Annotated in this window: 15 protein-coding genes; 11 read left to right on the top strand and 4 right to left on the bottom strand. The window is 48.1% G+C overall.

The features are described from left to right. The first annotated feature begins 4 nt into the window (after positions 1-4). Entirely contained in the window at positions 5-604 is a 600-nt protein-coding gene (locus tag L0Y31_RS02160; RefSeq protein ID WP_234735457.1) for a biliverdin-producing heme oxygenase, read from the top strand. 23 nt (positions 605-627) lie between these two features. Here L0Y31_RS02160 and L0Y31_RS02155 read toward each other — a convergent pair whose 3' ends face one another. The 3 genes from L0Y31_RS02155 to L0Y31_RS02145 all read right to left on the bottom strand — a co-directional run bounded on the left by L0Y31_RS02155 (position 628) and on the right by L0Y31_RS02145 (position 3,851). Next, complete coding sequence (locus L0Y31_RS02155) at positions 628-2,619, bottom strand: sensor histidine kinase (protein WP_234735455.1); 1,992 nt, start codon at positions 2,617-2,619, stop codon at positions 628-630. 124 nt (positions 2,620-2,743) lie between these two features. After that, entirely contained in the window at positions 2,744-3,130 is a 387-nt protein-coding gene (locus L0Y31_RS02150; protein ID WP_234735453.1) for a DUF423 domain-containing protein, read from the bottom strand. Between the two features lie 55 nt (positions 3,131-3,185). Beyond that, entirely contained in the window at positions 3,186-3,851 is a 666-nt protein-coding gene (locus L0Y31_RS02145; RefSeq protein WP_234735451.1) for a YggS family pyridoxal phosphate-dependent enzyme, read from the bottom strand. Between the two features lie 141 nt (positions 3,852-3,992). On the opposite strand from L0Y31_RS02145, the gene L0Y31_RS02140 reads away from it, so the two are divergent. The 8 genes from L0Y31_RS02140 to L0Y31_RS02105 all read left to right on the top strand — a co-directional run bounded on the left by L0Y31_RS02140 (position 3,993) and on the right by L0Y31_RS02105 (position 10,559). Next, positions 3,993-4,937, top strand: coding sequence for a coiled-coil domain-containing protein (locus L0Y31_RS02140; protein WP_234735450.1), 945 nt, complete (start codon positions 3,993-3,995; stop codon positions 4,935-4,937). Positions 4,938-5,087: 150 nt separating this feature from the next. Beyond that, entirely contained in the window at positions 5,088-5,468 is a 381-nt protein-coding gene (gene rpsF / locus L0Y31_RS02135; RefSeq protein WP_234735448.1) for a 30S ribosomal protein S6, read from the top strand. A gap of 2 nt (positions 5,469-5,470) precedes the next feature. Further along, positions 5,471-5,722, top strand: a complete 252-nt coding sequence (gene rpsR, locus L0Y31_RS02130) for a 30S ribosomal protein S18 (RefSeq protein WP_234735446.1) — start codon at positions 5,471-5,473, stop codon at positions 5,720-5,722. A 13-nt stretch (positions 5,723-5,735) separates the two neighbouring features. Beyond that, positions 5,736-6,176 carry a 50S ribosomal protein L9 gene (gene rplI / locus L0Y31_RS02125; RefSeq protein ID WP_234735444.1) on the top strand — a complete coding sequence of 147 codons (441 nt, stop codon included), beginning with the start codon at positions 5,736-5,738 and terminating at the stop codon, positions 6,174-6,176. 84 nt (positions 6,177-6,260) lie between these two features. Beyond that, positions 6,261-7,265 (top strand): GSCFA domain-containing protein, encoded by a 1,005-nt coding sequence (locus L0Y31_RS02120; RefSeq protein WP_234735443.1) that lies wholly within the window; start codon positions 6,261-6,263, stop codon positions 7,263-7,265. A 44-nt stretch (positions 7,266-7,309) separates the two neighbouring features. Further along, on the top strand, positions 7,310-8,416 hold the full coding sequence (locus tag L0Y31_RS02115; RefSeq protein ID WP_234735441.1) for an Mrp/NBP35 family ATP-binding protein: 1,107 nt from the start codon (positions 7,310-7,312) through the stop codon (positions 8,414-8,416). 49 nt (positions 8,417-8,465) lie between these two features. Further along, positions 8,466-8,732, top strand: coding sequence for a NifU family protein (locus L0Y31_RS02110; RefSeq protein ID WP_234735439.1), 267 nt, complete (start codon positions 8,466-8,468; stop codon positions 8,730-8,732). 144 nt (positions 8,733-8,876) lie between these two features. Further along, on the top strand, positions 8,877-10,559 hold the full coding sequence (locus tag L0Y31_RS02105; RefSeq protein ID WP_234735438.1) for a D-alanine--D-alanine ligase family protein: 1,683 nt from the start codon (positions 8,877-8,879) through the stop codon (positions 10,557-10,559). A 39-nt stretch (positions 10,560-10,598) separates the two neighbouring features. Here L0Y31_RS02105 and pepT read toward each other — a convergent pair whose 3' ends face one another. Then, positions 10,599-11,852 (bottom strand): peptidase T, encoded by a 1,254-nt coding sequence (gene pepT, locus L0Y31_RS02100; RefSeq protein WP_234735437.1) that lies wholly within the window; start codon positions 11,850-11,852, stop codon positions 10,599-10,601. Between the two features lie 104 nt (positions 11,853-11,956). On the opposite strand from pepT, the gene L0Y31_RS02095 reads away from it, so the two are divergent. Beyond that, positions 11,957-12,646, top strand: coding sequence for a helix-turn-helix transcriptional regulator (locus L0Y31_RS02095; RefSeq protein WP_234735436.1), 690 nt, complete (start codon positions 11,957-11,959; stop codon positions 12,644-12,646). A gap of 96 nt (positions 12,647-12,742) precedes the next feature. Continuing rightward, positions 12,743-13,243 (top strand): DinB family protein, encoded by a 501-nt coding sequence (locus tag L0Y31_RS02090; RefSeq protein ID WP_234735435.1) that lies wholly within the window; start codon positions 12,743-12,745, stop codon positions 13,241-13,243. The last annotated feature ends 51 nt before the right edge of the window (positions 13,244-13,294 follow it).

The raw sequence follows: 13,294 nt of genomic DNA, 5'->3' as shown, positions 1-13,294 counted from the left end.
CGCTATGACATTACCCGAACGATTGAAACAGGAAACCCGCGAATGGCACGAAAGAACGGAAAGCCTGTTGTATTCGGATGAGTTGCGAAGTGGTGAGCTGACCAAAGCCCAGTACCTGCATTTGTTACGCGTTCATTACGTATTTCATCAGGCATTAGAAGAAGCCCTAGCCTGGGAAGCTGTCTTTTTTCGAAACATTGATTTGCCTGGTCGGCAGAAGACCGCCTGGTTGATTAATGATCTGGAAAGTCAATCTGTTCCCCTGCCCAAAACGCAGCCTGATTTGTTCGATTCATGGTCACCACTGGAGTTGGTGGGAGCTGTTTATGTGGCCGAAGGGTCAATGCTAGGCGGAAAAACAGTATTGGCCTACCTGAAGAAAAACGCTGAAGTACAGCCCTTACTGGCTAACGCTCGTTTTTATCAGGGCTATGGTGAGCAAACGCTGGAAAATTGGAAAACGCTGATTGCTTTTCTGATCTGCCAGCCAAAGGAGCAGCATGATGCCATTGTGTGGGGGGCGGAAAACGCCTTTAAGCTATATGGAGACGTCTTCCGACAGACCAATTCAGTAGAGCTAACGTCTAAAGAGACGCATTCCTAAAGATCTAGGCTGAGAATAGATGGTTAAGCTTCGGAAGCTAAGACCTGATTCGGCGTAAAAAGCGGCAAATAAATCTTGAACGTGGAGCCAACGCCCAGCTGGCTGGCTACGTCAATAGTACCCCCGTGGCTCTCGGCGACTTTCTTACAAACAGCCAGCCCTATGCCCGTACCGCCATACGTCGATTGGCCATGAAGGCGCTGAAAAGGCTGAAATATTCGGTTTTTATACTTTTCATCAAAGCCAATACCGTTGTCCTGCACTTCAATCAGCAGGTATGGTTTGGGCTTGACCTGTAGCACATCGGGTAATTCATTCGGTTGTGTCGTGCGGACGCGGATATGGATTTCCGGTCTGGTGTGAGGTTGATTAAATTTGATGGCATTCGACAACAGATTTTGAAAGAGTTGCCGCAAACGGAAAGGAATGCCCTGCACCGAAGGAAGATCGGTTAAATGAATCACGGCTTTCTTTTCGGCAATGGTTAGCTCAAGGTCACTGAGTACATCTTCCAGAATGCGGTTCAGAGAAACAAACGTGAATGGCTCGGTTTGGGTGGCTAGTCGGGAATAGGTAAGCAAATCTTTTACCAGCAGCTGCATGCGCTTGGCAGAATTACGAATCCGGCGCACCAGGTCTTTTTCTCCTTCGGCCAGACTGTCCGCAAATTGGTTCTCCAATACATCCCCAAAAGCCTGTAATTTGCGCAGCGGTTCCTGCAAGTCGTGCGAAGCGATGTAGGCAAACTGCTCCAGGTTTTCGTTGGAATTTTCAAGCTGGTGGATAGTGGCTTCTAACTGGTACTGGGTCTGCTTTGCCTGCGTGATATTGAGGTAGGAAATGACAACTCCATCGTGCTGTTTAACCGCCGTAATATCATACCAGGCGTTTAGCTGGTCATCAACCAGATGGACTTCGCGGCGTTGTAATTTTCCCGTATTGACCACTTCGGCGTAAAAATCCAATAGCCCCAAATTAGCATAGTTTGGAAAAATAGCCCCCAGGCGCTCCCCTTTGAGTAAACGCCCATTCATCGCCATGCTTTCAGTGGCAGTCTGATTAACCGTTTCGATTTTGAAATCAGAAATTTGCTGCTGATCGTCGCGAATGGCTTTCAGGACCAGGATACCCGTTGGCGTACTGTTCAGGACATTTTCGAGTGTATTAACGGTTTGCTCAACCTGAAATATAGCTGTTTTCAGGGGCGTAATATCCAGGAAAGTCACCAAACATTGGTCGCCAAAGCGAGCAGATAAAATATCCAGCCAGCTGTTTATGCCATCATCATTGTAATGAAACTCGAAACGCTGAACCTGATTTTCTTCATACGAGCGACGGTAGGCGTCAAACAAACCATTGGTCTTGTAGGCTGGAAACCAGCGGCTTCCTAAGTCGCCAATCAAGGTTTGGGCATCCTGACCAACATACGTAGCCAGTACCTGATTGGCCAATGTAAAAGCAAAGTCAATTAGCTCATTCTGCGCATTATAAATAGGTTTGAAAAGAAACATTCCGGTTTGCGAAATGTTCATTATCGCCTGTAGCTGTTCGGCGTTATTGAGGAGCTTTGGAGAGGTTTGGGCTTCTGGTGCCGAAGAATGGGTAACAACTTGAGGCTGGTTGGCGGTTTGTTTCTCGTCAAGCTGATACGTCATGAAAAATCCGTTCTGCCAGGGCTCAATGGCCACCTGACTAAAAAAAGGATACTCAGCCAGAAAGGAAGGAATGGACGAATACGTTTGGGATATGCCGGATTCAACCACGGTCAGCCAGTGATTCCACCAGAAGGCATAGCGATTTAACGGTGCAAATTCACTTATCGAATGATTAAGAACAGCTTCCGTACGCTGTCCCAATCCGTTGGCGGCGGCGGTGTTAACAAACACCAATCGAAAGTCAATAATCTCACCTTGACCGTTCTGAACAGATTCGCAGGCCAGATGGCTGATCGGTGAGCTATTGAGCATAGCTGCCAGTAACGGGCCAGTGGTTGTTACCAACTGTTCGTTAGTCATTGTGAAATCATTACTAATGAAAAATGGTCACTTTAAAAAGCAAGTTAAACAACTATTTAGTGAAGGGATCATTTTAAAGTAGAAATCCTAGCGAATGCCCCATAAACAATGGTGAAAAAGCTTTTTAGCTGCGTAAGCTGCCCCAGAATAGCAAAGCCCAGCCGGCTACTAGTGCCAGGCCACCAATAGGAGCTACGGCCCCAAATTTAGTAATCCCGGTAAAGCAGATTGTATAAAGTGAGCCGCTAAAAATAAGCACCCCAATCAGGTAGGCATAACCCGCCCAGGAATACGTTTTTGCCGCTACCAGCGAAGTCGTGGGCAGTTGAAGCAAAATCCCGATAGCCACCAAAGCCAGCGCGTGGTAGAACTGGTATCTCACGGCGGTTTCGTACGTGTCAAAGCGCCCGGAAGCTTCCAGCGAGGCCCGGAGAGCATGCGCCCCAAAAGCGCCCAGAGACACCGCTAGTAGTCCTAGAACAGCACCGGATTGAATAAAAAACTTATGCATTTTCGTTGATTTTGAGGAGAATAATTGATAAGTCTCTTGAGAGCCTGGCACTAAACTAGTTTCGACTACCAAATATAGCACTCCCAACCCGAACCATGGTGCTGCCTTCTTCAACCGCAATCAGATAATCACCGCTCATGCCCATCGATAATTCACGAAAAGCAAGATTCTGCCGCTGGATTGTTTTGAATTGGTCGTACAACCGTTTCAGGCTTTTAAATTCGCTTCGAATCTGGGCTTCGTTGTCCGTATTTGTGGCCAGACCCATCAGGCCGATAATCCGAATATTCGTCAGCTCTTCTAAAGCAGGGTCATTAAGTAAAGCTTCCGCTTCGGCTGCATCCAGACCAAATTTAGTTTCTTCCTCAGCGATATAGATTTGAAGTAGACAATCGATGACACGATTGTGTTTCAGTGCCTGCTTATTGATTTCCTGTAGTAATTTTAGGCTATCTACCGACTGAATCAGCGTAACAAAGGGCGCGATGTACTTAACCTTGTTGGTTTGTAAATGGCCGATCATGTGCCAGGCAATATCGTCGGGAAGGTTTGCCTGCTTGTCTGCCATTTCCTGAACTTTGTTTTCGCCAAAGGTCTTGCAACCGGCTTCGTAAGCTTCCAGCAAGGCTTCGAGGGGCTTGGTCTTGGTAACGGCAATAAGCGTTGCCCGCCCGGCCAGTTGATTTTCTATTTGGTGAATGGCCTCAGCTATCTTCGTCATAATGGCTTAACTTTCACGCAAAACTACAGAAGCCTGCCCGAAAACAAGAGCGTTATTCCCTCATAATTTTTGGTAACATCTGGCATTGGCGTTGAAAATAGAACAGAAAACTTTTACTTTACAACCCTTAAAAACAACCCTATGGAGACATATACACAGGATCGGCGCAACAATCGGAAGAATTACCTGCTGGTTGCGCTAGCCATTTTGGCGGGCTTAAACGTGCTGTTGCTGTATTTCTACTACCAGGAGCGGCAAGCGAATAAAAGTCAGGAAACCACCATTGCCGCCAAGACCGAAGAGGTGCTGGCCACAAAGACCCGATTAGATTCTATATCAACTCAGTTGGATGCGAAAATCGCTGAAATTCAGTCGTTAGGCGGTCAGGTAGATTCGCTCTTGCGGTTGAAAGAGCAACTGGAGATTGACAAACGTAATTTGAAGAACGTCGCCGCTTTCGACTCGAAAAAATACCAGACTAAAATTCAGGACTACGTTGCTGTGCTAAGCCAGAAAGACGATGAAATTGCCCGTCTGAAAGAAGAAAACAGCATTCTGACGAATCAGAACCAGACGCTTAATCAGGAAAATGCCAATCTGAAAAACGAACGGCAGTCACTGGCAGATTCGGTCAATGCCTACGCAACCCGCAACAAAGAGTTAAGCGACAAAGTAACGGTTGGGGCTGCCCTGCGAGCAACTTCGGTTACTGTCAATGCCCTGACCAAACGCGGCAAAGAGCAGGATGGGGGCAAATACAAAGCCAGAAACATTGACCGGATCAGAGTGACGTTCCGACTCTTACAAAACCAGCTTACGCAGCAAAACGAAAAAGAAATCTACTTGCGGATTCTTGATCCAAGTGGGGCCGTCATTTCTGATATGGCTACTGGCTCCGGTGAGTTTAGTTTTGGGGATCAATCGATGATTTATACGGCCAAGCAATCCATTCTGTTCGACAACACGGGGCAGGAGGTTTCGTTTGTATACGGGCGTGGCAACATTCCATTTAAGGAAGGAAAACACGTTATCGAATTGTATTCTGAAGGCTTTAAAATAGGCGAAGGCGACTTTACTGTTCGGTAAACGCATCGCGGTTAAGTACCAGGGAGGAAAAGATAAGCAAGAAAGGAGGAGAGTTGAAAACTTTCTTCGCATTCTTGTTTTATCCTTTCCTCCTTTTTTCTTACCTTTGCACCCTCATTTTAAAACAATTATCCATTTAACACAATCATCATGCAGTTCACTAAGAACTATGAGACGGTGTTCATTCTAACACCCGTTTTATCTGAATCCCAGATAAAGGACACCGTCGACAAGTTTCGCAAAGTGTTGACCGACAACGGCGCGGAGCTTGTTCACGAGTACAATCTGGGCCTGCGGAAATTGGCTTATCCAATTGCCCACAAAAACACCGGTTTTTATCAGATATTTGAGTTTGTAGCACCAACGAATGTGGTTGACGTGCTGGAAACTGAGTATCGCCGTGACGAGCGTATCTTACGCTTCCTGTCTACTGCCCTTGACAAACATGCGGTAGATTACAACGAGCGCAAGCGCAACGGACAAATTGGTAAGAAAAGACAAACTGAAACTGCCGGAGAGGAGGCCAAATAATCATGAGTCTGCAAAACGAACCCGTTAATAAGAACGAGACCCGGAAAAAATATTGCCGTTTCAAGCGTTCAGGTATCAAATACATTGATTACAAAGATCCTAACTTCTTGTTGAAACTGTTGAACGAGCAAGGTAAAATTCTACCTCGCCGCCTCACCGGAACCAGTCTGAAGTATCAACGTAAAGTAGCTCAAGCCGTTAAGCGGGCACGCCATTTGGCGCTGCTGCCATACGTAGGCGATTCACTGAAATAATCAATTAAGAATCATGCAAATTATTCTGAAAACTGACATCGCCGGCCTGGGTTATAAAAATGACATCGTTGATGTAAAACCGGGCTACGGCCGTAACTACTTGATTCCGCAGGGTTTTGCGGTAATGGCGTCGGATTCAAACAAGAAAATTGTTACCGAAAACATTCGCCAGGCAGCCCACAAAGCTGAGAAAGTAAAAAATGACGCGCTGGCAACAGCAGAAGCAATCGGCGATATGACGTTGGACATTCCAGCGAAAGTTGGTGAAAGCGGCAAAATCTTTGGTCGTGTTACTACTACACAGATCGCAGACGCGTTGAAAGATAAAGGCTTCGAAATCGACCGGAAGAAAATTGCGGTGGATGACGTTAAGTCAATCGGTACTTACTCTGCTGTGCTAGACTTGCACAAAGACGTAAAACACACCCTCAAATTTACTATTGTGGCTGTGTAATAACTCTCTATTTTTTAGGTAGTTATAAAAGAAAATAATTAGAGCGACCCGGAGTTTTTCGGGTCGCTTTTTTGTTATAAAAGTATGGAATTCCGTACTGAAATAACACCCGAACAATTGCCGGCTAAAATACAGCTGAAGTCCAATGTGGTGACCATTGGTTCCTGTTTTGCCGAAGTAATGGGAAGCCAACTGGCCGACTATAAACTAACTGTATTATCCAATCCATTTGGGACGCTGTTTAATCCGGTGTCAATAACCAAATTGATTCTGGCAGCTATAAATGGTAAAGATCCCGATCCGGACTTGTACGTCGAGCGCGATGGTTTGTGGTTTCATTACGACTTTCATTCCTCACTCTGGGCGCATAGCCGCGAGGCATTAACGCAACTCCTCAAAGAGCGCCTGACCCAAACCGCCAACGCCCTGCATCAAGCCGACTGGCTGGTTCTAACCTTGGGGACGGCGGTGGTCTATCGGCATCACGAAACCAATAAAGTAGTGGCTAACTGCCACAAAATGCCGGGCAAACTATTTGACAAATACCTGTACGGCTATGAGCATAGTCTGGAGTTGCTGACAACTTTGCTGCGCTCGTTGAAGCGATTTAACCCCTCGCTGAAAATTCTGCTGACCGTAAGTCCGGTGCGGCATACCAAAGACACCCTTCCAATGAACCAGGCGAGCAAGTCTTTGCTACGCATGATCAGCCACGAACTGACGGTCTGGCACGAACAGGTTCATTATTTTCCGTCGTACGAAATCATGGTGGATGATTTGCGGGATTACCGGTTCTACGAAGCCGATCTGATCCATCCAAACGCCATTGCCCAGCAGTACATTTTCGAAAAATTTGCCGATTGTGTCTTTGATACCGAACTTCGTGCTTTCATTAGTGAGTGGGATGGCATTCGGCGGGCGATGGCGCACCGGCCCTTTCATGCCGGTTCAGAATCGCACCAGCAGTTTTTGCAAAACCTGCTGAAGAAGCTCGAACGGCTTTCTCCGAAAATAAATGTGGAAAAAGAGCGGGAAGAAGTGCAAAAACAAGTGTTGGCGCTTACTTCAATTGAATCGAATGCAAACTAACCGGCTCGGTTTGCTGTTGTCAAAAAATAACCGACTTGTACTGTATGTCAACGTATAGATTAACACCCGAAGCAGTCCTGAATGCCCTGCGTCATGTTGAAGAACCCGATTTGAAGCAAGACCTGGTGACGCTGGGAATGGTCAAGGACATTGAATTGGGTGTTGGACAGGTGCGTTTTACGGTCGTTTTAACCACGCCCGCCTGTCCGCTGAAAGAATTGATTCGCCAACGTTGCGAAAACGCAATTCACACGCACATTGGTGAAGACATTGAGGTTGTCGTTAACCTGACGGCCAATGTAACATCGACGCGCTCGAATACGCCTCTGTTACCGAACGTAAAAAACATTATTGCCATTGCCTCGGGTAAGGGCGGAGTTGGTAAATCAACCGTAACAGCGAATCTGGCCGTTGCCCTGCACAAGTCGGGTGCTAAAGTAGGCATTATCGACGCCGATATTTTTGGGCCATCCATGCCCCTGATGTTTGGGGCTGAGATGATTCAGCCGCAGGTGGTGCAAATCGACGGGCGGAATATGTTGCAGCCCATTCGCCAGTTTGGTATCAAGCTAATGTCGATCGGTTTTCTGACGCCTCCCGAAAGTGCAACCGTCTGGCGGGGCCCAATGGCTGCCAAAGCCTTGCAACAATTCTTCGCGGATACGAACTGGGAAGAACTGGATTATCTGTTGATTGATTTACCGCCGGGTACGAGCGATATTCACCTGTCTTTGGTACAAACTGTTCCGGTGACGGGCGCTGTTATCGTAACAACGCCGCAGAAAGTAGCTCTGGCCGACGCTATCAAAGGATTAGCGATGTTCCGCCAGCCGCAAATCAATGTGCCTATACTAGGCGTGATTGAAAACATGGCCTATTTTACACCGGCTGAACTACCAACCCATAAATACCACATTTTTGGGAAAGGCGGTGGCCAGTTGCTGGCTGATAAATTTAACGTCCCTCTGCTGGGTCAGATTCCGTTGGTGCAAAGCATTCGCGAAGCAGGGGATGAAGGAAAACCGGCCATTCTTGACAACGAACCCGTTTCGGCAGACGCCTTCCGGGAGGCTGCCGAATCGTTGGCGCAATCGGTTTCGGTGCGCAATGCCACGCGAGATAAGACGAAAGTAGTGGAAATTACACGGTAAATTTTTGTATATTTACGAACCAGCAATCCCAATCTGCAAAAGATATCCAATGGAGACAGTTTTTGATTACGAGTTGCTTAAAGAAAAAGTCGATACCGCACTAAACAGCATCCGTCCGTATCTGGAAGCGGATGGTGGTAATGTGAAGGTATTGGAAATAACGGAAGATAAAGTAGTACGACTGGAATTACTGGGTGCGTGCGGTTCCTGCCCCATGTCAGCCATGACCTTCAAGGCGGGGCTGGAAGAGTCGATCCGGCGGTCGGTACCCGAAGTTACCGGGGTTGAAGCGGTCAACATCACGCCTGCTTTCTAGTAATTCTACAGGATAGCTTATACATTTATCGAATATAGAACCGTCTGCCACCAGGTAGGCGGTTTTTTGTTTGTTTTGTCTGTGCTCCTTGCGTTCTTTGCGCTGGGTAACATGGATCAGATCCGTGTCAATAGATACTAAAAAATGAAAGTAGGAATTTTCTTCGGGGGACCCGCGCGAGAACGGGAGGTTGCATTTGCGGGTGGCCGCACGGCACTCAGTCACATTGACAAGTCTTTGTTTGAGCCAATTATGGTATTTGTCGATGGATTGGGCAATTTCATTCGGATACGGGAAGAGCTTTTATACCAAACTGACATCCGGGCGTTTTATCCAACGCAGGATGATACCCGTTTTCAAGTTTATATCGACTCGCTGGCTGATCGTACGCCCGAGGAAGTAGCCCGGCAGATAGCTGCTATCGGCGAGCAGATTCGACCCGAAGACTTCCGTCAGTATTTCGATATTGTTTTCCTAGCCATGCACGGCCCCGATTGCGAAGACGGAGCCATTCAGGGTTTGCTGGAATGGTACAAGATACCTTATACAGGGCCAGGCATTATGGGCTCGGCGGTAGGGATTAACAAAACCCTGCAAAATGAATTAATCGCGCTGGTCAACGGACAAGAGAAAAAAACGGCGACCATCACGCGTGAGGGCTGGGACAAAACCGACAAGCAGGAGTTTTTCACGGCCTTACAAGATAAATTAGGCTTGCCCATCGTAGTGAAAGCACCGCACCAGGGCTCTTCCATTGGCGTTTCCATTGTGCGGGAAAGCGATTTGGCTAAATTCTGCCAAGCCGTTGAACAGTGCTTTTTTGCGGTCACGATTCAGCCGGATGGTTGGTCCGAAGCAGGGCGTTGGGCGGTCATGAGCGGAGCCGAAAAAATCCAGTTTGTGCAGCAGATGGCCAATTTGGACGAGGGCATTGGCTTTCCGGTTGTTATTGGCCAAACGGGTGAAACGATCTTCCATCCGGCGGATTTGCTCGTCAAACTGGATGCCGTAGCAGCAAGCGGCGAATCGTTGGTTATTCATTCGGTGAATGCCGAGGATGAAGTTTTATTTGAGGAATTTATCCGTGGGCAGGAATTTTCGTGCGGCGTTATTCAGGATGAGGAGGGGGTTCCGACGCCGTTGCCACCCACCGAAATTTACAACGTTACCAGCTTCGATTTTAAGTCAAAATACCAATCCAGTACCACCAAAAAGCGGATTCCGGTAGAAACGACGCTGGAAAATAACCGCAAGATCCAGCAAAATGTGACGGAGGTTTTCGCTAAACTAGGCATGAACGTCTGCACGCGGATTGATGGTTTTCTGACGCCTGACGGGCGGGTCTTGCTCCACGATCCAAACACCATTCCGGGCATGTCACCTTCGTCGCTCATTTTCAAACAGATGGCGGAGATCGGCCTGAACGTGACGCAAACCATTACTTACCTGATTCGGCAATCGCTGAAAGAACGCGCCCGAACGGGGAAAGATACGCTTCACCTGCGGCATATGCTGGCTAATCTGGATGAGCGCATGGCCGAACGGAAGGCGAAAAACATTCCCGAAGAAGAAATTATCCTCACCGTAGGCGGGGAAGCCGAATCACGTTGGCTGGAAGTAAAGGCGCAGTATGCTCGGCTAGCAGCAACGGGCACTGTAAAACCAGTTGTGGTTCTGCAAACGGATCATAGCCGCCACGTACTTTCTGTCAATATGCTGTTCAAGGATACGCTGGCCGAGGTATTGGAGGTCGTGAATAAACCCGTTCATCCGCTGATTATTGAGACAAGAAAGCGGGCTTTGAGCGTAACGGAACGTTATTCTTAAAGGTGAGCCGGTACAGATTTAGGGCTGTACCGGCTTTTTTTAGCTCCGCTCTTCCCAAACCTGACAAAGATTTACGATTACTTCAACCGCCTTCTCCATATCCTGAACGGACACCCACTCGAGTTTGGAATGGAAAGCGTGTTCGCCAGCGAAAATATTAGGACAGGGAAGGCCCATAAAGGACAGCCGAGAACCATCTGTGCCGCCCCGAATACTCCGCCGTTCCGGGTTCAGGTCGCTGCGCTGAATGGCTTCCAGGGCATAGTCCACCACGGTAGGGTGTTGGTCCAGAATCTCTTTCATATTCCGGTATTGCTCAGAGACTTCCAAACGAGCCGAAGACGCCGGATAATTGGCCAACACCGAATCCAGCAACTGCTGCAAGTATTGTTCTTTTTCGTGCAGGCCAGCCACGGAGAAGTCCCGAATGATAAATTCAACGGTGGCTTCGTCCTGATTGCCTGCCAGATGGCCGGGGTGAATGAAGCCTGCGCGCCCCTCGGTAGTTTCGGGTGAAAGCGTATCTTTTGGTAAAGCCGCCAGCAGATCAGCGGCAATTTTCAAGGCGTTTTCCAGTTTGCCTTTCGCAAAACCGGGGTGAATACTGACACCCTGAATCGTGATTTTAACCGCATCCGCCGAAAAAGTTTCGTCTTCCAGCGTGCCTAGCATTTCGCCGTCGATGGTGTAGCCAAACTGAGCGCCGAGCTTTTCCAGATCCACTTTTTCGGTGCCGCGCCCCACTTCTTCATCCGGTGTAAACAAAATGCGAACGGCGCCGTGCTTTACGACAGGATTTTGCATGATATATTCCGCGGCGGCCATAATCTCGGCAACCCCCGCTTTATTGTCAGCGCCCAAAAGCGTGGTGCCCGAAGCGGTGATGATGTCGTTCCCAACCTGATCCTTCAAGTCGGGATGCTCCGCCAAACGAATCACCTGGGGTTGCTCATCTGGATGCCGGCGGTCGGGCAGAACAATGTCCGAGCCATCCCATTGGCGGTGAATCAGTGGTTTTACACCCGCTCCCGTCACGTCGGGCGAGGTGTCCACGTGTGAGCAGAAGCAAATGACAGGAACGTTAGGCTTATCCGTATTGGCCGGAATAGTCGCGTAGACATAGCCATATTCATCCAGTTCAGCATCGGTAATGCCGAGCTCCTGAAGTTCCTGAACCAGAACGCGGCTCAGGTCTTTTTGCTTTTCGGTGGAAGGGTTGCTCGTTGAATAGGGATCAGACTGTGTATCAATTTGAACGTAACGAAGGAATCGTTCAGTTACTGAAGTTTGCATAAGCGAAAATCGTTTCGGTAAAGGTCGGAAGTAATGCGGAAGGGCAAGGACCCAAAAATAAGATTAATTTTGGATCTAAAACGGCCACTGAAACGCAAAACACCATGAACCGGATCGACCGACTCCTCGGCATACTAACCCTACTGCAAACGAAAAAGTATGTTACCGCCGAGGCTATTGCCAGTAAGTTTCAGATCAGCGTACGCACGGTTTACCGGGACATCAAAGCGCTGGGCGAGCAGGGCGTTCCGGTTAGCTTTGAGCAACATAAGGGTTATTTTGTCGTACAGGGCTACTTCCTGCCGCCGGTGTCGTTCACCTCGGAGGAAGCCAACGCGCTGCTTTTGATGGAAAACCTTACGAAGCGCTTTGCCGACAAATCAATTGAGACGCACTATTCCAGCGCCTTGAATAAGGTAAAGTCGGTTTTGCGAGGATCGCAAAAAGAAAGTCTTGAACTGCTGACCAATACCATTTTTTTACAAGCTCCCGCTGCTTTTAATCCTGACTTTGCTTATTTATCGACCTTGCAAAAGGCAATTTCGGGTCGGGAAACGCTTGAGATCGATTATAAAAACCAGGCGGAAGAGGTTAGTACCCGGCTGATCGAGCCAATTGGACTGATTTTTTACGCTTTTAACTGGCACCTAATCGGTTGGTGTTACAAACGCGAAGAGTACCGCGATTTTCGGGTATCGCGGATGCAGCAAGTCAAACTAACCGGTCAGCCATTCCGAAAAAACGACCACATCGAGGTCGGCGAGTACATGAAATTACTGCCCGTGAATTACTAATTAATGAGCTGAAAAATAAATTTTTCGGTACCCATTTTAGACTGCCATAGGGCTGTCAGTGTGGCCTGTTTTCTTTGTATAAAACAAAAAAGCTGCATGAAAAAGATCATTGAGATGCTCCTGAAAGAGATGGATGCCGAAGCCCAGACTACCCGGAACATGTTGAGCCGCATCCCGGACGACAAGTACGATTGGCAACCGCACCCCAAAAGCATGACCGTTCGACAACTGGCGACGCACATTGCCGAATTGCCAACCTGGGTGACGCTGGCACTCACGACCGATGAGCTTGATTTTGCAACGAGTCCTTACCAACCTGTCAAAATCAACCATACCACTGACTTGTTAGACTTCTTTGAAAAGTCGCTGGAGAATGGCCGGTCTCATCTGGCGGAAGCTACCGACGAGCAATTGGAACCCAGATGGGTTCTGCGCAATGGCGATCAGATTTACGTTGATTGCACCAAAGGGGAAATGATTCGAACATCTTTTTCACAGATTGTCCACCACCGGGCACAGTTGGGCGTTTTCCTCCGTTTACTGGACATTCCAATACCAGGTAGTTACGGACCGAGCGCCGACGAAAATGGGTTTTAAAGGCTAGATTGGCTTTATATAAAAATGAGCCTGAAAAGAGAAATCTTTTCA

This window comes from Tellurirhabdus bombi, from assembly GCF_021484805.1.
Lineage (GTDB): Bacteria > Bacteroidota > Bacteroidia > Cytophagales > Spirosomataceae > Tellurirhabdus > Tellurirhabdus bombi.
This window is presented reverse-complemented; position numbering and strand designations above follow the sequence as displayed.